Source organism: Kitasatospora sp. NPDC058115 (assembly GCF_042884635.1).
Classification (GTDB): domain Bacteria; phylum Actinomycetota; class Actinomycetes; order Streptomycetales; family Streptomycetaceae; genus Kitasatospora.
This window is the reverse complement of record NZ_JBHVTL010000001.1, coordinates 323,305-343,668: the sequence shown is the minus strand read 5'-3', so window position 1 is coordinate 343,668 and position 20,364 is coordinate 323,305. Positions and strand designations below refer to the sequence as shown.

Genomic DNA, 20,364 nt, shown 5'->3' with positions numbered 1-20,364 from the left:
CACCCGAACACCGTCCGTCCGAACCACCGAAAGGCACCCGCACATGAGCGGCCACGGAGCCCCCGAGCTGACCATCGACAACGCCGCCGGCCTCAAGGTCGCCGTGATCGCCGCCCAGTGGCACGAGCAGGTGATGAACGGCCTGCTCGACGGCGCCCACCGCGCCCTCAAGGAACTGGGCGTCGCCGAGCCGACCGTCCTGCGCGTCCCCGGCACCTTCGAGCTGCCGGTCGCCGCCAAGCGCCTCGCCGAGCGCGGCTACGACGCCGTGATCGCCCTCGGCGTGGTGATCCGCGGCGGCACCCCGCACTTCGACTACGTCTGCCAGGCCGCCACCGCCGGCCTCACCCAGGTCGCCGTGGACACCGGCGTCCCGGTCGGCTTCGGCGTGCTGACCTGCGACAACGAGGAGCAGGCACTGGACCGCGCGGGCCTGCCGGGCTCCGCCGAGGACAAGGGCCACGAGGCGGTCACCGCGGCCGTCGCCACCGCCGCGGCGCTGCGCGCGCTCTGAGCGGCCGGCCGGGCCTGCGTCCCGGACCGTGGACGTCCACCGGACTGTCCACGGTCCGGAACCGTTTACCGTCCGTCCGTCCGCACGCCGTAAGGTGAGTCCCATCATGGCTTCGAAGACATTCGAGGAGCTCTTCTCCGAGCTCCAGCAGAAGGCCGCCACCGGCGACCCCTCGTCCTCCCGCACCGCGCAGCTCGTCCAGCAGGGCGTCCATGCGATCGGCAAGAAGGTCGTCGAGGAGGCCGCGGAGGTCTGGATGGCCGCCGAGTTCCAGTCCGACGAGCAGACCGCCGAGGAGATCTCCCAGCTCCTCTACCACCTTCAGGTGATGATGGTCGCCCGCGGACTGACCCTCGACGACGTCTACAAGTACCTCTAGGCCCCGGCCCGGAACCCCCCTCCACCCCCACCGAACAGGTAAGGAACTGACCTCCATGCTGCGCATCGCCGTCCCCAACAAGGGTTCGCTCTCGGGTCCTGCGGCGGAGATGCTCCATGAGGCCGGCTACCGGCAGCGCAAGGACGCCAAGGAGCTGGTCCTGGTCGACCCGGGGAACCAGGTCGAGTTCTTCTTCCTGCGCCCGCGCGACATCGCGGTGTACGTCGGCTCCGGCCGCCTCGACGTCGGCATCACCGGCCGTGACCTGCTGCTGGACTCGCACTCCAACGCCGAGGAGGTGCTCGCGCTCGGCTTCGCCGGCTCGACCTTCCGCTTCGCCCGCCCGGTCGGCGTGGACGTCGAGGACGTCAAGGGCCTGGAGGGCCTGCGGATCGCCACCTCCTACACCGGCCTGGTCGAGCAGCACCTCGCCGACCACGGGGTGAAGGCCACCGTCACCAAGCTGGACGGCGCGGTGGAGACCGCGGTGCAGCTGGGCGTCGCCGACGTGATCGCCGACGTGGTGGAGACCGGCACCAGCCTGCGCAACGCCGGCCTGGAGGTCTTCGGCGAGCCGATCCTGATCTCCGACGCCGTGGTGATCCGGCCCAAGGGCGCGGGCGAGGACCCGGCCGTCGAGCAGTTCCTGCGCCGGCTGCAGGGCGTGCTGGTGGCCCGCCGCTACGTGCTGATGGACTACGACATCCGCGCCGAGAACGTCGCCGCCGCCGTGGCGCTGACCCCCGGCCTGGAGTCGCCGACCGTCTCCCCGCTGCACACCGCGGGCTGGGTGGCGGTCCGCTCGATGGTGCTCCGCAAGGAGGCCCAGCAGATCATGGACGACCTGTGGGGCATCGGCGCCCGGGCCATCCTGGTGACCAACATCCACGCCTGCCGCCTCTGACCGGCTCGCGGGCATAAGCACCGGTTGAATGGGGGTGGGGCCGCCGTCGGGCGCCCCACCCCTTCCGTCACCACCCGAACCAGCACCCCGGAGCCCCCTCGTGTCCACCCCCGCCGAGTTCCCCGTCACCTGGGCCCCGCGCCGCACCCGCGCCGTGCTGCTGCCGGTCTGCGCGCTGCTGGTGGTGCTGTTCGCGGTGCTGGCCGTCGCCCTCCCGGCGAACTGGCAGCTCAACGACCGGATCATGATGGCGGTCAGCGGCGTGCTGTTCGCCGGCGTCGGTCTGATGCTGGCCCGGCCGCGGGTCAGCGCCGACGCCGAGGGCATCACCGTGGTCAACTTCGTCCGCAGCCGCCGGCTGGCCTGGGCCGAGGTCATCGGCGTGAACTTCCGCCAGGGCGACCCGTGGGCCACCCTCGACCTCGCCGACGGCACCTCGCTGGCCGCCGTCGGCATCCAGTCCGGGGTGGGCAAGGCCCAGGCCATCGCCGACGCCCGCGCCCTGCGCGACCTGGTCGCCCGGAACAGCGGCTGAGCGAGGCGCGGCGGCCGTGCCCCGTCCGGCGCGAGCGTGCCCGGTCCGGCGCGGCCGGGCCCGGAGCGGCGAGCACGCCCCCGTCCGGCGCGGCCGGGCCCGGCGCATCGGGCCGCGCCCGGTACCACGCTCCGGGCGGGTCCGAACGCGGATCCGACGGTCGCACGGGTATGGTCTACGCTGGTAAAAGCGGGGCAAAGGCATTGCCCTGCCCGAAATCGACCTGAGGAGTGACACTCCCCGTCCATGGACGATCCGTCCGGTAGTACCTGCGCCGCCCTCCTTCCGACCCCCGGAAGGCAGGCGGCACTGTGATCACCGCCTGGCTGCTGCTGTTCGCGGCCCTCCTGCTCATCCTCGCCAACGGCCTCTTCGTGGCCGCCGAGTTCGCCTTCGTGACCGTGGAGCGCGGCGCCGTCGAGCGCGCCGCCGAGGCCGGGGACGCCAAGTCCGGCCGGGTCTCCCGGGCCCTGCGGCACCTCTCCTTCGAGCTCTCCGGTGCCCAGCTCGGCATCACCGTCACCTCGCTGGTGGTCGGCATGCTCGCCGAGCCCGCCCTGTCGACCCTGCTGAAGCCGGTGTTCACCGGCATCGGCCTGCCCGCCGGCGCCGCCCGCGGCGCCGCCGTGGTGATCGGCATGCTGCTCGCCACCGTCGTCCAGATGGTGATCGGCGAGCTCGTCCCGAAGAACTGGGCGATCTCCCACCCGCTCCAGGTGGCCCGCGCGGTCGCCGCCCCGCACATGGCGTTCTCCCGGGTCTGCCGCCCGCTGATCAGCGTGCTGAACGGCTCCGCCGACCGCACCGTGCGGGCCTTCGGCATCGAGCCGCAGGAGGAGCTGGGCCACGCCCGCACCCCCGCCGAGCTGGTCTCGCTCGCCCGGCACTCCGCCAAGGCGGGCGCGATAGACGAGGAGTCGGCCACCCTGTTCGTGCGCACCCTCGGCCTCGGCGACCTCACCGCGGAGTCCGTGATGACCCCGCGCGTCGACGTCTCCGCGCTCCAGCGCGACGCCAGCGCCGCCGACGTCCTCAACCTCACCCGGGCCACCGGCCTGTCCCGCTTCCCGGTCTACACCGACAGCCTGGACGAGGTCACCGGCACCGTCACGCTCAAGGACGCGCTCGCCGTGCCCGCCGAGCGGCGCGGCTCGGTGCGGGTCGCCGACCTCTCCGTCCCGCCGCTGCTGGTGCCCGAGACGCTCCCCGCCGAGCGGCTGCTCGACCAGCTGCGCCGCCTCCAGCCGATGGCCATCGTGGTCGACGAGTACGGCGGCACCGCCGGCGTGGTCACCGTCGAGGACATCGTCGAGGAGATCGTCGGCGCGGTGCAGGACGAGCACGACCCCGCCGACACCCCCGAACTGCTGCCGCTGGCGCCGGTCGAGGGGCAGCCCGTCTGGGCGGCCGACGGCCGCGCCCGGCTCGACCAGCTGGAGGCCATCGGCCTGCACGCCCCGGAGGGCCCGTACGAGACGCTGGCCGGCCTGGTCGCCGACCTGCTCGGCAAGCTCCCCGACCCCGGTGAGCAGACCGAACTGCCCGGCTGGCGGTTCACCGTCGAGGCCGTGGACCGCCACCGGACCAGCCGGGTCCGGGTGGAACGCACCGCCGACCACCACCACTTCCTGGGCGACGACGAGGACGGGACCCGATGACCGCGCTCCAACTGGCCGTCGCCCTCCTGCTGCTGCTCGGCAACGCCTTCTTCGTCGGCGCCGAGTTCGCCGTCGTCTCGGTCCGCCGCAGCCAGATCGAACCGCTCGCCGAGGCGGGCAACAAGCGCGCCCGCACCGTGCTGCACGCGCTGTCCAACGTCTCCGCGATGCTCGCCGCCGCCCAGCTGGGCATCACCGTCTGCTCGCTGGGCCTGGGCGCGCTCGCCGAGCCGACCATCGCCCACCTGCTGGAGGGCCCGTTCCACGCGATGGGCATCCCCGCCGGCCTGCAGCACCCGCTGGCGTACGGCATCTCGCTGGCCGTGGTGGTCTACCTGCACATGGTGATGGGCGAGATGGTGCCGAAGAACATGGCGCTGGCCGGCCCCGAGAAGGCCGCGCTCTGGCTCGGCCCGCCGCTGGACCGGCTCGCCCGCTGGCTGGCCCCGGTGATCGCCTTCCTCAACTCCTTCGCCAACGGCGTGCTCAAGCTGTTCAAGGTGGAGAGCAAGGACGAGGTGGAGTCGGTGTTCACCACCGAGCAGCTGATGTACCTGCTCGCCGACTCGCGGGACGCCGGACTGCTGGAGAAGGACCGCCAGGAGCGCCTGGAGGACGCCCTGGAGCTGGGCCGCCGCCCGCTCACCGACGTCCTGCTCACCCCCGAGCAGCTGGTCACCGTGGACACCAAGGTGACCGCCGCCCAGATCGAGGAGCTGGCGCTGCGCACCGGCTTCTCGCGCTTCCCGGTCACCGACGGCGACCCGGCCGGCCACGGCTACCTCGGATACCTGCACCTCAAGGACATCCTCGACGTCGAGGACCCGACGGTGCCGGTCCCGGCCCGCCTGTGGCGGCCGATCACCGTGCTGCGCGGCACCCTGCCGCTGGACGACGCGCTGGGCGCGATGCGCCGGGCCGCCTGCCACCTCGCGGCCGTCCTCGACCAGGACGGGCGCACCCTCGGCGTGGTGATGCTGGAGGACGTGCTGGAGGAGCTGGTCGGCGAGGTGTACGACCCCGACCACCGCTCGGCCGCGTAGGACCGCGTCCTGGTTCCCGAAGCCGCTCCGCTACGGGCGATTCCGCTCTGAGCGTGCCGCCGTTCCCATGCCGGCCACCCGTTGTGCAGGGTGGTCGGCATGAGACTTCTCCTGCTGGGTGGTACGGAGTTCGTGGGGCGGGCCGTCGCCGAGGCGGCGCTGGAGCGGGGATGGGAGGTGACGGTCTTCCACCGGGGGACGCACGCCGCGCCGCCCGGGACGCGGGTCCTGCACGGGGACCGCACGGCCGGGGGCGGGCTCGCCGCCCTGGCCGAGGGGGAGTGGGACGCGGTGGCGGACACCTGGTCGGCCGCCCCGTCGGCGGTGCGCGACAGCGCCCGCCTGCTGGCCGGCCGGGCCGGGCGCTACGCCTACGTGTCCAGCCGGTCGGTGTACGCCTACCCGACGCCGGCCGGCGCCGACGAGAGCGCCCCGGTGGTGGACGGCTCGCCGGACGACGGCGAGGTGCCCTACGCCGAGTCCAAGCGCGGCGGGGAACTGGCGGCGCTGGAGGCCTTCGGTGACCGGGCACTGCTGATCCGTGCCGGGCTGATCGTCGGACCGTACGAGAACATCGGCCGGCTGCCCTGGTGGCTGAACCGGATCGCCCGCGGCGGCCCGGTGCTCGCCCCCGGCCCGCGCGACCTCGGCCTCCAGTTCATCGACGTCCGCGACCTCGCCGGCTGGACCCTGGACGCCCTCGCGGCCGGCCTCGGCGGCCCCTACGACCTGGTCGGCCCGCGCGGGCACAGCACCACCGGCGAACTGCTGGAGGCCTGCGCGGCGGTCACCGGTGCGGACGCCGAGCTGCGCTGGACGGCCCCGGAGGCGGTCGCCGCGGCCGGGATCGAGCCGTGGACGGAGCTGCCGTTCTGGGTCCCGCCGGGCGAGCTGTACGACACCGTGCACGGCGCGGACGTGAGCAGGGCGCTCGCCGCCGGGCTGCGCTGCCGGCCGGCGGCCGAGACGGTCGCCGACACCTGGGCGTGGCTGCGCTCGATCGGCGGCGTCGCCCCGCAGCGCCCGGACCGGCCGGCGGTCGGCCTGGCCCCGGAGAAGGAGGCCGGGGCGCTGGCCGGCTGACGCCGCACCCCGCCCGCCGGTGGCCGGGGCTACGCGCTCCGGCCCCGGCCGTCGATCAGCTCGCCGTAGGCCTGCACCAGGTCCGGCAGCCGCAGCGTGGCGAGGTCCTCCCGGCCGGGCGGCTCGCGCAGCAGGGTGAGCCGCAGGTCCCGGTAGGCGCAGGACTTCTCGTACAGGGTGCGGATGAACCGCCCGTTGCCGAGCTCGTCGATCCAGCCCTCGCGCACCACGTGGGTGCAGATCGAGGCCAGCTCCTCGGCGGCGTCCTCGTCCCAGCCGTCGCCGTCCTGCCCGGCGAGCGCGGCGCCGATCGCGGTCAGCTCGCCGGGGCGGTAGCTGGGGAAGTCGACCCGGGTGGTGAAGCGGGAGTTCAGACCGGGGTTGGTGGCCAGCAGCCGGTTCATGCCCTCGGGGTAGCCGGCCAGGATCACCACCAGCCGGTCCCGGTTGTCCTCGGCACGCTTGAGCAGGACCTGGAGCGCCTCGTCGCCGTACGCGTCGCCCTTGCTGTAGCCGGAGTTGGAGAGGCTGTAGGCCTCGTCGATGAAGAGTACGCCGTCCAGCGCGGAGTCGATCAGCTCGTTCGCCTTGACGGCCGTCTGACCAAGGAACTCGCCGACCAGGTCCGCCCGTTGGGCCTCGACCAGATGGTCGCCGGAGAGCAGGCCGAGGGCGTGGAAGACCCGGCCCAGGATCCGTGCCACGGTGGTCTTGCCGGTGCCGGAGGGGCCGGAGAAGACGAAGTGGCGCTTGGGCGGCTGGACCGGCAGGCCCTGTTCGGCGCGCAGCCGGGCCATCCGCAGCTGGGCGGAGAGCGCCCGTACCTGCCGCTTGACCGGCTCCAGGCCGACCATCCGGGAGAGTTCGGCCAGCGCGGCGTCCAACTCGGCCTGGTCGCCCTCGCGTTCGAGCGCCGGGGAGGTGCTGGTGAGGCGGGGGAGGGCGGCCGGGCCGCGCGCCGGCGCGGGCGCGGCGGGGGAGACGGCGGCGGGCTGCGGCGCGGTGGAGCCGGAGCGTCCGCCGGCGGCCAGCGGGGGCGGTGCGCCGCTCGGGCCGGACCTGTTGTCGGTGCCCGCGCCCGGACCGGCGGCGGTCGGCACCACCGGGGAGCGGCCGACGTCCGGCTCCGGCGCGTCCGCCCCGTCCGGCAGGGGCTCGTCCGGGAACGGCGCGTCCGGGAAGGGCGCGTCCGGCAGGGACCCGTCGGCGAACGGGGCGTCGGCGAACGGGGCATCGGCGAACGGGAGGTCCGTGAACGGCCCGTCCGTGAACGGCGCTCCGGTGAGCGCGTCGTCGGTGAGCGGCCCGTCGAGCACCGGGCCGCCGAAGGGGTCCGGGCCTCCGGGGGCCCCGGGCGGGTCGAAGTCCGGCGGGTCCAGCAGCGCGGCGTCCAGCGCGTCCTCCTCCGGCCCGCCCGCCCGTCCGGCCTCCCGGCCCCCGCCGAGCGCGTCCAGCAGGGTGTCGGCGACGGCGTCCTCGGCGGCGATCGCCGCGAGCCGGGCCGCGGTGTCCATGAACGACGGATCGGCCCGGTGTACCGCCCGGTAGAGGGGTAACGCGGCCGCGCTGCGCCCGGCGCCCTCGTAGGCGCGGCCCAGCCAGTAGCGCAGCTCCTTGCGCTGCGGCTGCTCGGAACGGCAGCGGGCGAGCGAGGCGGCGAGCGGGGCCTGCGCCTGGGCGCACATGTCCAGCCGGACCCGCGCCATGCCGGCGAAGAGCCCGGCCTCGATGCCGAGCAGCGCGTCGTCGAGCAGCCGGTCGGTGTCCCGGATCAGCTGTTCCCAGTCCTTGAGCAGATAGGAGCGGCAGGCGTGCAGGAAGCGGGCCGACGGGTCCTCGGCGGGGGTCGGGCACTGCTCCAGCGCCTGGTCCAGCTCGGCGAGGTGACGGCCGTCCAGCCAGTGCGAGGCGTGGGCGAGGGCGAGGTCGCGGGGGGTCTCCAGCACCGGCTGCACCCACCAGCCGAGCCAGTACCAGGAGCTGAGCGGCCGGGCGTGGCGCCGGCGCTGCTCGCCGAAGCGCTTGCGGTGGCGGTGCATGGCGAGCAGCGCGCCGGAGGTGTCGCTGCGCAGCGCGTGCAGGCCGAGCCAGGCGTCGGCCATGCCGGGGTCGAGCCGCACGGCGGCCCGGAACTCCTCCTCGGCGCGGCTGTACGCGCCGGCCGTGTAGGCGTCCATGGCACGCAGCCAGGCGCGGTCGGCGAGCCGGTTCGGTGCCGGGCCGCCCGCGTTGTTGCTCTGGGAACTCTCGTTCGTCACTCAACGCCCCCCGCGGTGTGGCTCGGGGCCCGGCCGGTGCGGTGGTGGGCGGGACCCCGCCGGTGGTCGTCTGCCCCCGGGGCGCAGATGCGCCTGCGAGGAATCGTACCGGCGCCGGGCTGATCCGGAAGGGTGCCGCACGATGTCAAAAGCGATCGGGCGGGCGGGCGTTGACGGATGGCCGGATCCGGGGCGGGATGGTCGGACGATATCCCCGGCTCACGGGGGAACAAGCCGGGGATACCGGGTCCGAGGTCGCGGAATCCAGGAATCCGGCAACGAGTGAGAACCTATTTCCTGGTGATCCCGCAGGTCAAGGTGATTGTTGAAGGTTCACCGACGGTGCTCGGCGCGATCCGCCCGGTCACCCCGTCGACCACCGTGCCGGCGTGCGGACGGCTCGGGTCGGCGGCGAAATGCGCCGATTCGGCGACCGCCCAGCCGGCCCAGAACTCCGCCAGCTCCGGGCCGTCCCGCTGTTCGCCGCGCCGCCGGGCCGCCGCCGCGTCCAGGTCCATCCACACCAGCCGGCTGAGCCACGGCCGCACCGCGCGCCGCCCGGCGCCCACCCCCTCGACCAGGACCACCGGTGCGGACGGCACCTCGGCCGTGCCGGCGAACCGGTGCAGCGTCCAGTCGTACACCCGGTGCCGCGCGTCCCGGCCCGCCGCCAGCGGCTCCAGCACCTGCGCGCGCAGTCGGCCGGTCCAGCCGAACGGCTCGGCGTGCGTCGCCAGGTCGTCCAGGTGCACCACCGGGGCACCGCCCAGCGCGGCCGACAGCCGGCCGGCGAAGGTGGTCTTGCCCGAGCCCGCGTGCCCGTCCACGGCGACCAGCCGCACCGGACCGCAGGACGGCGGCAGCGCCCGCAGCTCGGCGGCGAGCGCTTGGAGAGCGGCGCTCGCGCCGGCAGCGCTGCTTGAACCGGGAGCACCGCTCGCACCAGGAACGCCGCTCGGATCAAGAGCATCGCTCGCACCGGGAGCGCCGCACGCGTCGGGAGCAGCGCGTCCGCCGGACGCGGCGGCGGTGCGGGGCCCCACTACCGGGGCGGCGGAAGTCTCGGAAGCAGCCACAACGTCAACCCTACGGGGGCCGGTGCGCCGGTACGGACAGTGATCCGGTGCAGGTCGTGACGCCGGCGCCGTGATCGGGCATACTCGCATCGCCGAGCATGTGAACGGCCGTTCACCGTGATCCGGTGCCGGCCGGGCCGAGCTGCCACACCCCGCGCGGGCCCGACCACTCCTCGGGGCCCGGCGCACGACCGAGGAGGCGACCAGCCACCATGACCACCTCCCCCGCGAAGGCCGTCGACCGCCAGCTGCCCAGCGAGGAGGCCCGGGAGCTCCTCGCCCTCACCCGGGACCTCGTCCAGCGCGAGCTGCTGCCGCGCGCCGCGGAGGACGAGGCCGCCGGCCGGTTCCCGCGCGAGGTCTTCGGCACGCTCGGCGAGGCCGGACTGCTCTCGCTCCCCTACGAGGAGCGCCACGGCGGCGGCGACCAGCCCTACGAGGTCTACCTCCAGGTCCTGGAGGAGCTGGCGTCCGGCTGGCTGGCCATCGGCCTCGGCGTCAGCGTGCACACCCTCTCCTGCCACGCGCTCGCCACCTTCGGCACCGATGAGCAGCGCGACCGCTGGCTGCCCGGCATGCTCTCCGGCGAGCAGCTCGGCGCCTACTGCCTCTCCGAGCCGCAGTCCGGCTCCGACGCCGCCGCCCTGCGCACCCGCGCCGAGCTGGACGGCGAGGACTACGTGGTCAACGGCACCAAGGCCTGGATCACCCACGGCGGCCGGGCCGACTTCTACAGCGCCCTGGTGCGCACCGGCGAGGAGGGCTCGCGCGGCATCAGCTGCCTGCTGGTGCCCGGCGACCAGGAGGGCCTCTCGGCCGCCCCGCCGGAGCAGAAGATGGGCATGAAGTCCTCGCCGACCGCCCAGCTGCACTTCGACGGCGCCAGGGTCCCCCGCGAGCGGCTGATCGGCACCGAGGGCCAGGGCTTCCAGATCGCGCTCGGCGCGCTGGACTCCGGCCGGCTCGGCATCGCCGCCTGCGCGATCGGCGTCGCCCGGGCCGCGCTCGACCTCGCCGTCGAGTACGCCGGCACCCGTCGGCAGTTCGGCCGGCCGATCGCCGACTTCCAGGGCCTGTCCTTCATGCTCGCCGACATGGCCACCCAGATCGAGGCCGGCCGCGCGCTCTACCTGGCCGCCGCCCGCCGCCGCGACGCCGGCCTGGCGTTCTCCAAGGAGGCGGCGATGGCCAAGCTGTTCTGCACCGACGCCGCGATGCGGGTGACCACCGACGCCGTCCAGGTGCTCGGCGGCTACGGCTACACCCAGGACTTCCCGGCCGAGCGCTTCATGCGCGAGGCCAAGGTGCTGCAGATCGTCGAGGGCACCAACCAGATCCAGCGCCTGGTGATCGGCCGCCACCTCACGAAGTCCTGACCCCCCGACCGGCCGCTCCCGCCCCGCCCGCCGCGCGCGGGTGCCGGGCGGGGCGGCCCGCGAACGGCCTCCGGGCGCCGCTCCAGGGTGCGGAGCGACGCCCGGAGGCCGTTGTCGTCGGACTGCGCCGGACTGCGTCCGGACTTTCGTCGAACCGTTCGTCGAACCGTCAGAGGCCGCGCGGCGTGCGGGGGTTCAGCGCCGCGAGAACCGGCTCCGCTGCTCGGGGATGGCCGGCGCGGGCACCGAGCGGACCGGGCGGTGGACCAGCGCGTGCGAGAACGGCTGGGTGCGCCAGTCGTGCTCGCCCGGCAGCGCCGGCAGCGCGTCCAGCGCGCCGGACCCGGCGTCCTCGGCGCTCTCCACCTCGGCCAGGTCGTCCGTCGGCGTGCCCGAACCGGGGCAGAGCGCGGGCGAGAAGGGGTGCCAGGGTCGCGGCAGGACGGCGTGCTGCGGGAGCCGCTCCTCGTCGCCCACCAGGGCGATCGGGCGCCGGCACGAAGGGCAGTGCACCCGGACGATCTCCCAGGTGTCCGCCTCGCCCGGATCCACCCCCGGCAGGGTCTCGTCGGGGACCGCGAGGTCCTCGCGGTCGGTCATATCGTGGGCGTCGTCCGCGCCCGTCGGGCGCTGGTCGGTAACGCGCATGGTGATCCCCCTCGGATCGGGCCCGGCGTGGTCGCCCGGGGCCACAACCAGCACTTCCCGCCGAAACGGACTCATAACCCTGCGGTTCGGCGCACTGTGATGCACCGGGTGTGTCCTTCGCCACATTCGTCCGGCATGTGCCCGCGCGGCACCCCGGGGCGCGCCTGGTGGCAGCGCGCGCCCCCGTGCCGTGATCCACGCGCCCCCGAGGGGGTAGGTTTGCGCCTTGTGGAGGATCTCGACCAACGCATCGTCCAGCTGCTCCTCCAGGACGGCCGGATGAGCTACACGGACCTGGGCAAGGCCACCGGCCTGTCCACCTCGGCGGTGCACCAGCGGGTGCGCCGGCTGGAACAGCGCGGGGTGATCCGCGGGTACACCGCGATCGTCGACCCGGACGCCGTCGACCTGGCGCTGACCGCCTTCATCTCGGTCAAACCCTTCGATCCCAGCGCCCCGGACGACACGCCGGAGCGGCTGGCCGACCTGCCCGAGATCGAGGCCTGCCACAGCGTCGCCGGCGACGAGAACTACATCCTCAAGGTCCGCGTCGGCGCCCCCGGCGACCTGGAGGACCTGCTGGCCCGCATTCGCAGCGCCGCCGGCGTGTCCACCCGCACCACCGTCGTGCTGTCCACCCCCTACGAGGCGCGCCCCCCGAAGCTCTGACCAGCGCGTGCGGGGGTGCAGACTAGGCCGCATGACCGAACGCACCTTCCGGACCGTCCTGCTGCGCGGCGGCGCCGTCTACAGCCCCGCCGACCCCTTCGCCACCGCCATGCTCGTCGAGGGCGAGCACGTCGCCTGGGTCGGCAGCGACGGCGCCGCCGAGGCGTACGCGCGGACCGCCGACGAGATCGTCGAACTGGACGGCGCCCTGGTCACCCCCGCCTTCGTCGACGCCCACGTCCACGCCACCTCCGCCGGGCTCGCGCTCACCGGCCTCGACCTCACCGGCACCCCCTCGCTGGCCGCCGCCCTCGCCGCCCTCACCGACTTCGTCGCCGCCGAGGAGCAGCCCGGCGGCGTGCTGATCGGCCACGGCTGGGACGAGACCGGCTGGCCGGAGGGCCGCCCGCCCACCCTCGCCGAGCTGGACGCCGCCGCCGGTGGCGCCGCCGTCTACCTCTCCCGCACCGACGTGCACTCCGGCCTCGCCACCAGCGCCCTGCGCGCGCTGACCGACGGCCTCGCCGAGCAGTCCGGCTTCCACCCCGACGGCCCGCTCACTCGCGACGCCCACCACGCCGTGCGGCTGACCGCGCTCGCCCGCCTCACCCCCGGCCAGCGGCACGCCGCCCAGCGCGCCACGCTGGCCCGCGCCGCCGAACTCGGCATCGGCGCGCTGCACGAGTGCGCCGGCCCCGGGATCTCCTCCGAGGAGGACCTCACCGCCCTGCTGGAGCTGGCCGCCGAGGGCACGGGCCCCGAGGTGTTCGGCTACTGGGGCGAGCTGAGCGAGCGCGGCGGCGTCGAGACCGCCCGCCGGCTCGGCGCCGTCGGCGCCGGCGGCGACCTCTTCGTGGACGGCGCGCTCGGCTCGCACACCGCCTGCCTGCGCCACGACTACAGCGACGCCCCGCACACCGGCGCCGCCTACCTGACCGCCGCCCAGGTCGCCGACCACGTCGCCGCGTGCACCGAGGCCGGCCTCCAGGCCGGGTTCCACGCCATCGGCGACGCCGCGGTCGCCGCCGTCGTCGAGGGCGTGCGGGCCGCCGGCGACCGGGTCGGCGCCGACCGGGTCCGGGCGCTGCGCCACCGGGTCGAGCACGCCGAGGCGCTGGACGACGAGACCGTCGCCGCCTTCGCCGCCCTGGGCCTGACCGCCTCCGTGCAGCCCGCCTTCGACGCCGCCTGGGGCGGCGAGGACGGCATGTACGTCCAGCGCCTGGGCGCCGAGCGGGCCGCCGCGCTCAACCCGTTCGCCGCGCTGCTGCGCTCCGGCGTCCCGCTGGCCTTCGGCTCGGACGCCCCGGTCACCCCGCTCGACCCCTGGGGCACCGTGCGGGCCGCCGCCTTCCACCGCACCCCCGCGCACCGGATCTCCGTGCGGGCCGCGTTCACCGCCCACACCCGCGGCGGCTGGCGCGCGATCGGCCGCGACCAGGACGGCGTGCTCGTGCCCGGCGCGGTCGCCAGCTTCGCGATCTGGGCCGCCGGCGACCTGGTCGTCCAGGCCCCCGACGACCGGGTGGCCGGCTGGTCGACCGACCCGCGCTCCGGCACCCCGGGCCTGCCCGACCTCACCCCCGGCGAGCCGCTGCCGGTCTGCCTGCGCACCGTGGTCCGCGGCCGCACCGTGCACCTGGCGGCCGCCGGGTAACGTGCGCCGGTACGGCGGGGGCGGCCGGTGACGCGACCGGCCGCCCCCGCACCGCACCGGTACGACCCTCAGCTCACGGCCGGGTGTCGTTCCGGGGTACCTTCTTCGGACAGCGTCCGAACAGCCGTCCCCGTTCCCCCGCGGGGCGGCGGCGAGAGAGATGGTGCGACGGTGGCCATGCCCGTCACCCAGGAGCGGTCCGGGACCGCACCCGAGTCCCCCGACGAGGCACCGGGCCCGGGCCGCGGCGCCCGCGCCCTCGCCAGGATCCGGGCCGGCCTTCCCCGCACGGGCCTGGCCGCGCTGGCCGGACTGCTGCTCGCGCTGGCCTTCCCGCCCTTCGACCTCTGGCCGCTCTCGGTCCTCGGCGTCGCCGCGCTCTCCCTGCTCACCCGGGGCCGCACGGCGCGGCAGGCCGCCTGGACCGGCTTCGCCTTCGGCCTGCCGTTCTTCCTGATGCTGCTGAGCTGGCTGCGGGTGGTCGGCTGGGACGCCACCATCGGCCTGTCGGTCGTCGAGGCGCTGTTCCTGGCCGCTCTCGGCTCCGGCCTCGCCGTCACCTCCCGGCTGCCCGCCTGGCCGCTGTGGGGCGCCTGCCTGTGGATCACCCAGGAGTGGGCCCGCGACCGGCTGCCGCTCGGCGGCTTCCCCTGGGGCCGGCTGGCCTTCGCCAACACCGCCACCCCGTACACCCCGCTGGCCGCGCTCGGCGGCGCCCCGCTGGTGACCTTCGCGGTCGCCCTCTCCGGCACCCTGCTGGCCTGGGCCGCCCTGCGGGTGGCCGGCCGGGGCGCCGCGCGGCGCCCGGTGCAGGCCGCGGCCGCCGGCCTCGGCGCCGTCGCCGCACTGCTCGCCGGCTACCTGGTCCCGGTGCCCACCGCGCCCGCCGACACCGTCAAGGTCGCCGTCATCCAGGGCAACGTGCCCAACCCCGGCATGGACTTCCTCGGCCGCCCGATGATGGTGCTCAACAACCACGCCGCCGCCACCGAGAAGCTCGCCGCGGACATCAAGGCCGGCCGGGCCGAGAAGCCGGACATCGTGATCTGGCCGGAGAACTCCTCCGACCTCGACCCGTTCAGCGACCCGCTGGCCTACGCGCGGATCGACGAGGCGGTGCGCGCGATCGGCGTGCCCACCCTGGTCGGCACCCTGGTCGACGGACCCGACGAGCAGCACGTGCAGAACGAGGGCATCGTCTGGGACCCGAAGACCGGCCCCGGCGCCTCCTACACCAAGCAGCACCCGGTGCCGTTCGGCGAGTACGTGCCCTTCCGCGACCAGCTGTCCAAGGTCATCACCCGCCTCCAGCGGGTCGCCCGGGACTTCTACCCCGGGGACCACAACGGCGTCATGCAGCTCGGCCCGGCCCGGATCGGCGACGTCATCTGCTTCGAGGTCGCCTACGACGAGATCGTCCGCGACACCGTCGACCAGGGCGCCCGGGTCCTCGTCGTGCAGACCAACAACGCCACCTACGCCAAGACCGGCCAGCCGGAGCAGCAGCTCGCGATGAGCCGGCTGCGCGCCGTCGAGCACGGCCGCGCGGTGCTGATCGCCGCGACCAGCGGCATCAGCGCGGTGATCGCCCCGGACGGCAGCGTCGTCCAGCGCACCGAGGAGCTGACCGCCGCCGAGCTGTCCGCGACCGTCCCGCTGCGCGACGGCACCACCGTCGCCGACCGGGTCGGCGCCGCCCCCGAGTGGATCCTCGCGGTGGCCGGCCTGCTCGCCTGCGCCGGTGGCGTCCTGCTCACCCGCCGGCGGCGCGCCGCCGCGGCCGCCGCCCCCGGTGGAACACCGGCCGCCGGCTGATCGTTGGACCAGGTGGTGCCGTAGCCGGCCCGGACCTCCCGTGCGGCGCGCAGAGCACCGCTTGGAGTGGATTCGTACCGTGACCCAGCAAGCTACCCCCGCCCGTCCGGCGCCGCGCTCGAAGCTGCGGCGGGTGCTGCCGCTGCTGCTGACCGCCTGGCTGGTGCTGGAGATCTGGCTGCTGGTCCAGGTCGGCTCGTGGCTGGGCGGCCTGACCGTGGTGCTGCTGCTGATCGCCGGAGCGGTGATCGGCGGCTCGCTGATCAAGCGGGCCGGCGCGCGGGCGCTGTCGGCCGCCTTCGAGCAGACCCGTGACCCGAAGTCGAAGCAGCCGCAGACCGGCACCAGCCTGACCGTACTGGCCGGCCTGCTGCTGATCCTGCCGGGGTTCCTCTCGGACGTCCTGGCGCTGACCCTGCTGTTCCCGCCGACCCGCGCGCTGTGGCGGGCGGGCGGGCGCCGGGTGGCCGACAAGGCGCTGCGCTCCACGTCGGGCGTCGGCGCCGATCCGTTCGCGGACGCGATGCGGCTGCAGGAGCAGCTGCGCATCCACCGCCCCGACGGCAAGGTGATCCAGGGCGAGGTGGTCGAGCCGGGCAGCGGTCCGGGGGCCGGGCCGCAGGGGCCGGACACCACCTACCGGCCGCCGATCAACGGCTGACCGTCCGCCTTCCCGGATCTGCCCGGACGTGCCCGGACGCCCCGCGCGTCCGGGCACATCCGTTTCCCGTACGTCCGCTTCCCGTGCGTTCCCGCACGTCCGCTTCCCGTGCGCGGCTCCCGGTGGATCCGGGCCACGCGAAAGGGACCCTGGTGACCAGGGTCCCTTTTCGCGTGCTCCCGCCCGTCGGCGGGAGCGGGGTCAGGCGCTCTTGCGGGTGTCCCGCGGGTGCACCGCGAGGTTCATCCCACCGGAGCGGAGCACGGCCAGCCGCTCGGCCAGCACCTCCTCCAGCTCCTCGCGCGTCCGGCGCTCCATCAGCATGTCCCAATGGGTGCGCGTCGGCTTCACCTTCTTCTCCTCCGGCTCGTCGCCGTCGAGGAGGGCCGCCTCCTGGCCGCAGAAACGGCATTCCCAAACTGCGGGAATCTCCGCCTCGACCGAGAAGGGAACCTCGAATCGGTGTCCGTTCTGACATGCGTACTCGACGGTCTGGCGGGGAGCCAGATCGATACCACGGTCGGTCTCGTAGCTAGTGGCCCCGAGTCGCGTGCCGCGGAGAGCTCGCTCGCTCATGAATCGTGCCTCCCGGGCTTATGGCCCACAGGACTAGTGGTCGCTGTTCTTCGTCGTTCGGTCAACGCTCGGCTTCCGACGAAGATTCCCGTCCCGGGACATGCGTCGTCTGTCGTGCCGCCCCTGTTTGTACCCACCGGCGCCCGATTTGTCACATCTGGCCGGTGATATCACCCCAGGTGTCACCTATTTCACATCTGGCGATCGGGCCGCCGTTCCCGCACGAGCGTACCGGGAGCGCAGCCGGCGGCATGCGCCGCCCCTCCGCTCCGGGGCCGGGCGGGCCGATCAGGCGAGCGGGCGGAAGCGTAGCGCGGCCGGGCTCTTGGCGAGGTCCACCCCGGGGAGCGGCTCGGGGAGCGGCGCGGGCCGCGGCCCGTCGCCGGGCTCCGCCGGGAGGGGCTCCACCGGCCGGCCGGGCACGGCCGGGGCGGGCGCCTCGGTGCGGGTGTCGCGGTGCGGCAGCAGGGCGATCACCGCGTCCCGCAGCGCGGCCGGGGCGTCCTCGTCCAGCGGGTCGACGGTGGCCGGCACCTGGAGCCGGACCGGGGCGCCGGTGCCGATCCGGGCGTAGCCGCGCCCGGCGGGGGCCTGGGCGGCGGGCACGATGTCCAGCGGAACGCCGAGCGCCGCGTGGCCCTCCTCGGGGCCGGCCGGACCGAGCACCACCCGGGCCCGGGTGGTGGCCCGCACGCTCGGGGAGATCCGGTCCCGGGCCTCGATGTCGTCGGCGACCACCACGGTGACCCGGGCCGCCCGGCCGTGCCGCAGCGGCAGCTCCAGCAGGTCCTGAGGGTCCGGGCGGCCCTCGGCGTGGGCCAGCTCGCTCAGCTCGGTGGGGTGGTCCAGCAGCAGCCACAGCGGCCGGCTGACGTCCTGCGGCGGGGCGGTGCCGGTGTGCCGGGCGGCGTTGAGCACGGTGAGCCGGCGTCCGGTCTCCTCGGCGGCCCACTGCAGCGCGGCCAGCGCGCCGTGCAGGCTGGTCTCCACGGTGTGCACGCCGGGCCGGTTGACCAGGCAGGCGTGCTCGCCGGTCCCGGCGCCGTCGATCACCACCAGGTCGGCGAACGGCAGGGCCTGCAGCGCCACCGAGCGCACCAGGCTGGAGGTGCCGTAGCCGCTGACGCCGAGTGCCAGCAGGTGCGGCTCGGCCGAGCGCGGTCCGGTGCGCCAGACCACCGGGGGCTGCTGGGTGAGCGCCCCGCCCTGGTGCACCGGGATGGTGCGGGCGCTGCCGTCCTCGTCGGTGAAGCCGAGCACGATCTCGCCCGGGGCCGCCACGAACCGCTGGGCGGCGATGTCCGCGGGCAGCGGCGCCAGCGCGGCGATCCGCAGCGTGTTGGACTCCTCGTCCCAGTCGAAGCGGTACTCCCTGGCCCGCCCGGCCTTGCCCTGGACGACCTGCTCGATGCGGGCCCGGGCGCCGGGCTCGGTGTCGGTGAAGTACGCGGGGTAGGCGATCTCCAGCCGGGCGAGCCGGCCCTCGGCGTCGAACTCCCACCCGGAGAAGACGTCCCGGTAGCTGCCCTCGTAGTGGTAGAGCGGGCTGAATCCCTCCGGCCCGGCCAGGTACGGGGTGAGCGCGGCGTACAGCGCGGTGAGCTTGACGTCCGCGAGGTCCGGCTCGGGCGCGGCGGGCGCGGCCTTGGGCGCGCGGCCCGCCCAGGCGGCGCTGGCCATCAGCGCGATCAGCGCGAACAGCAGGCCGTGCGGCAGCAGGTAGATCCCGATCAGCATCGCGGCGGTCAGGAAGAGCGTCGGCCCGCGCCGGTCCTTCGGGGTGGCCTGCCAGCGGTCCTTGGCCCAGGCGGCGTGGTGGCGCAGCCCGCGGCCGATGACGGTGAGCGGCGCGAACATGTCGGAGGCGTGGTCGCCGGCCGTGCGGACGAGGTCGCGGCCCTTGCTGAGGTGGTGGCGGTTGAGTGGCATTCCTGGCTCCCCGGGCGAGTGGGACGGTCGGTGGGAGGGGCGTGCTGCAACGACCGGGCCCGGGGCGGTGGGATCCGCGCCCCGGGCCCGTGCGGGGGTCCTAGAACTTGATGCCGCCGAGGAGGCCGGCGAGGCTGGCGCCGCCCGCGGTGATGCTCGGCGCGATCGAGGAGCCGGCGACGTAGAAGCCGAAGAGGGCGCAGACGAGGGCATGGGAGACCTTGAGTCCGTCCCTGCGGAAGAAGAGGAAGGCGATGGTGCCGAACAGGACGATGCCGGAAATCGAGAGGATCACGATCTGCTCCTCGGGGAGGGTACGGGGACAGTGCCACGGAAAGTGCCACAATCGTGACAAAAGGTAATAGCTGATGGAACGGGGCAAATGGGTGGTTTCCGGGAGTTGCCGCTCCGTGCCGGAAAGTTCGCCCGAACGGTCGCGGGACCCCCGGGCCCGCGCGCCGTGCGCTAGCGTGCGTCCGGCGCGACCACCGACAACGCCGGACGGGCCCCGCGCGGGCGTCGTCCCCGGAGAAAGGCCGAGACATGACCGACACCCCCGACGCCGACGTGATCGCCCTGGCCGGCAAGCTCTTCGACGCCGCCCGGGCCGGCGACACCGCCACCCTCGCCGCGTACGTCGACGCCGGCGCCCCCGCCGACCTCACCAACGACCGGGGCGACACCCTGCTGATGCTCGCCGCCTACCACGGGCACGCCGCCACCGTCGGCGTGCTGCTGGAGCGCGGCGCCGACCCGAACCGGGCCAACGACCGGGGCCAGACCCCGCTGGCCGGCGCCGTCTTCAAGGGCGCCGACGACGTCCTCGACGCGCTGCTCGCCGGTGGCGCCGACCCGTCCGCCGGTACCCCGTCCGCCGTCGACACCGCCCGGATGTTCGGGAAGGAGGCGCTGGTCGCCCGCTTCGAGGGCCGGTCCTAGGAGCGCCGGGGCCGGGCCGTAGGCTTGCGGCATGGAGAGCACCACCACCGGCGGACCCTTCGTGCACGACACCGAGGACGGCGGCATCGAGATCCGGATCACCGGCTTCGGCCACCCCGACGCCCGGCTCCTCACGGCCGAGGTCCAGCAGGAGTACGTACGCCGCTACGGCGAGGCCGATCTCACCGAGCTGCATCCCAAGCACTTCGAGGCGCCGGCCGGGCTCTTCCTGGTCGCCTACCTGGACGGCGAACCGGTCGCCTGCGGCGGCTGGCGGGCCAAGGAGGCGGCGCCGTTCGGCATCCGCGCCACCGACGCCGAGCTGAAGCGGATGTTCGTCCGGCCCCGGGCCCGCGGCCGCGGGCTGGCCCGGGTGGTGCTGCGCCGGCTGGAGCGGACCGCCGCCGAGGCCGGGCGCACCCGGTTCATCCTGGAGACCGGCACCGAGCAGCCCGAGGCCGTCGCCCTGTACGCCTCCGAGGGCTACGAGCCGATAGAGAAGTTCGGCCTCTACCGCGAGTCCGAGCAGAGCATCTGCCTCGGCAAGGAGTTCGGCGGCGCGTCCGGCGTCTGACCGTGGCCGCCGCCGGGTAGCCTCCCGACGGGTCCGACGGGCCCGCTCGGGAGGGACCGCGGGACGGGGG

Annotated in this window: 20 protein-coding genes; 14 read left to right on the top strand and 6 right to left on the bottom strand. The window is 74.8% G+C overall.

Annotated features, from left to right (window positions below; all coding sequences use genetic code 11):
- Positions 1-43: 43 nt before the first annotated feature.
- The 7 genes from ribH to ACFVVL_RS01240 all read left to right on the top strand — a co-directional run bounded on the left by ribH (position 44) and on the right by ACFVVL_RS01240 (position 6,116).
- A complete protein-coding gene (gene ribH / locus ACFVVL_RS01270) occupies positions 44-514 on the top strand; it encodes a 6,7-dimethyl-8-ribityllumazine synthase (RefSeq protein ID WP_380287274.1) in 471 nt (156 codons plus the stop codon).
- Between the two features lie 106 nt (positions 515-620).
- Positions 621-893, top strand: a complete 273-nt coding sequence (locus ACFVVL_RS01265; RefSeq protein WP_360252217.1) for a phosphoribosyl-ATP diphosphatase — start codon at positions 621-623, stop codon at positions 891-893.
- A 55-nt stretch (positions 894-948) separates the two neighbouring features.
- On the top strand, positions 949-1,797 hold the full coding sequence (gene hisG / locus ACFVVL_RS01260) for an ATP phosphoribosyltransferase (protein WP_380287275.1): 849 nt from the start codon (positions 949-951) through the stop codon (positions 1,795-1,797).
- 100 nt (positions 1,798-1,897) lie between these two features.
- Entirely contained in the window at positions 1,898-2,332 is a 435-nt protein-coding gene (locus tag ACFVVL_RS01255) for a PH domain-containing protein (protein ID WP_380287276.1), read from the top strand.
- Between the two features lie 311 nt (positions 2,333-2,643).
- The gene (locus tag ACFVVL_RS01250) at positions 2,644-3,990 is read left to right on the top strand and encodes a hemolysin family protein (RefSeq protein ID WP_380287277.1); all 1,347 of its coding nucleotides are present in this window, start codon (positions 2,644-2,646) and stop codon (positions 3,988-3,990) included.
- Positions 3,987-5,033, top strand: a complete 1,047-nt coding sequence (locus tag ACFVVL_RS01245) for a hemolysin family protein (protein WP_380287278.1) — start codon at positions 3,987-3,989, stop codon at positions 5,031-5,033. The genes ACFVVL_RS01250 and ACFVVL_RS01245 overlap by 4 nt, the downstream gene beginning before the upstream one ends.
- A 99-nt stretch (positions 5,034-5,132) precedes the next feature.
- A complete protein-coding gene (locus ACFVVL_RS01240; RefSeq protein WP_387670414.1) occupies positions 5,133-6,116 on the top strand; it encodes an NAD-dependent epimerase/dehydratase family protein in 984 nt (327 codons plus the stop codon).
- Positions 6,117-6,145: 29 nt separating this feature from the next.
- Here ACFVVL_RS01240 and ACFVVL_RS01235 read toward each other — a convergent pair whose 3' ends face one another.
- Together ACFVVL_RS01235 and ACFVVL_RS01230 are read right to left on the bottom strand one after the other, a co-directional pair.
- Entirely contained in the window at positions 6,146-8,293 is a 2,148-nt protein-coding gene (locus ACFVVL_RS01235; RefSeq protein ID WP_380287308.1) for an AAA family ATPase, read from the bottom strand.
- A gap of 371 nt (positions 8,294-8,664) precedes the next feature.
- The gene (locus ACFVVL_RS01230) at positions 8,665-9,246 is read right to left on the bottom strand and encodes a uridine kinase (protein WP_387670633.1); all 582 of its coding nucleotides are present in this window, start codon (positions 9,244-9,246) and stop codon (positions 8,665-8,667) included.
- A gap of 416 nt (positions 9,247-9,662) precedes the next feature.
- Between ACFVVL_RS01230 and ACFVVL_RS01225 the strand changes: the two genes are divergently transcribed.
- Positions 9,663-10,826, top strand: coding sequence for an acyl-CoA dehydrogenase family protein (locus ACFVVL_RS01225; RefSeq protein ID WP_380287281.1), 1,164 nt, complete (start codon positions 9,663-9,665; stop codon positions 10,824-10,826).
- Between the two features lie 195 nt (positions 10,827-11,021).
- On the opposite strand, the gene ACFVVL_RS01220 is transcribed toward ACFVVL_RS01225, so the two are convergent.
- Positions 11,022-11,474: a hypothetical protein gene (locus ACFVVL_RS01220; RefSeq protein ID WP_380287282.1), complete on the bottom strand. Its 453-nt coding sequence runs from the start codon at positions 11,472-11,474 to the stop codon at positions 11,022-11,024.
- A gap of 228 nt (positions 11,475-11,702) precedes the next feature.
- On the opposite strand from ACFVVL_RS01220, the gene ACFVVL_RS01215 reads away from it, so the two are divergent.
- The 4 genes from ACFVVL_RS01215 (at position 11,703) to fxsA (ending at position 16,276) form a co-directional block, all read left to right on the top strand.
- Entirely contained in the window at positions 11,703-12,143 is a 441-nt protein-coding gene (locus ACFVVL_RS01215) for an Lrp/AsnC family transcriptional regulator (protein WP_350541033.1), read from the top strand.
- 31 nt (positions 12,144-12,174) lie between these two features.
- On the top strand, positions 12,175-13,800 hold the full coding sequence (locus ACFVVL_RS01210; RefSeq protein WP_380287283.1) for an amidohydrolase: 1,626 nt from the start codon (positions 12,175-12,177) through the stop codon (positions 13,798-13,800).
- 177 nt (positions 13,801-13,977) lie between these two features.
- Positions 13,978-15,615 carry an apolipoprotein N-acyltransferase gene (gene lnt / locus ACFVVL_RS01205; RefSeq protein ID WP_387670410.1) on the top strand — a complete coding sequence of 546 codons (1,638 nt, stop codon included), beginning with the start codon at positions 13,978-13,980 and terminating at the stop codon, positions 15,613-15,615.
- A 79-nt stretch (positions 15,616-15,694) separates the two neighbouring features.
- Positions 15,695-16,276 (top strand): FxsA family membrane protein, encoded by a 582-nt coding sequence (gene fxsA / locus ACFVVL_RS01200; RefSeq protein WP_380287285.1) that lies wholly within the window; start codon positions 15,695-15,697, stop codon positions 16,274-16,276.
- Positions 16,277-16,477: 201 nt separating this feature from the next.
- Here fxsA and ACFVVL_RS01195 read toward each other — a convergent pair whose 3' ends face one another.
- The 3 genes from ACFVVL_RS01195 to ACFVVL_RS01185 form a co-directional block, all read right to left on the bottom strand.
- Positions 16,478-16,852 (bottom strand): RNA polymerase-binding protein RbpA, encoded by a 375-nt coding sequence (locus ACFVVL_RS01195; protein WP_380287286.1) that lies wholly within the window; start codon positions 16,850-16,852, stop codon positions 16,478-16,480.
- A 288-nt stretch (positions 16,853-17,140) separates the two neighbouring features.
- Positions 17,141-18,781 carry a hypothetical protein gene (locus ACFVVL_RS01190; protein ID WP_380287287.1) on the bottom strand — a complete coding sequence of 547 codons (1,641 nt, stop codon included), beginning with the start codon at positions 18,779-18,781 and terminating at the stop codon, positions 17,141-17,143.
- Positions 18,782-18,881: 100 nt separating this feature from the next.
- Entirely contained in the window at positions 18,882-19,076 is a 195-nt protein-coding gene (locus ACFVVL_RS01185; RefSeq protein WP_355365556.1) for a hypothetical protein, read from the bottom strand.
- Positions 19,077-19,324: 248 nt separating this feature from the next.
- Between ACFVVL_RS01185 and ACFVVL_RS01180 the strand changes: the two genes are divergently transcribed.
- Complete coding sequence (locus tag ACFVVL_RS01180) at positions 19,325-19,720, top strand: ankyrin repeat domain-containing protein (RefSeq protein ID WP_380287288.1); 396 nt, start codon at positions 19,325-19,327, stop codon at positions 19,718-19,720.
- A 31-nt stretch (positions 19,721-19,751) separates the two neighbouring features.
- The gene (locus ACFVVL_RS01175) at positions 19,752-20,294 is read left to right on the top strand and encodes a GNAT family N-acetyltransferase (protein ID WP_387670407.1); all 543 of its coding nucleotides are present in this window, start codon (positions 19,752-19,754) and stop codon (positions 20,292-20,294) included.
- Positions 20,295-20,364: the final 70 nt, after the last annotated feature.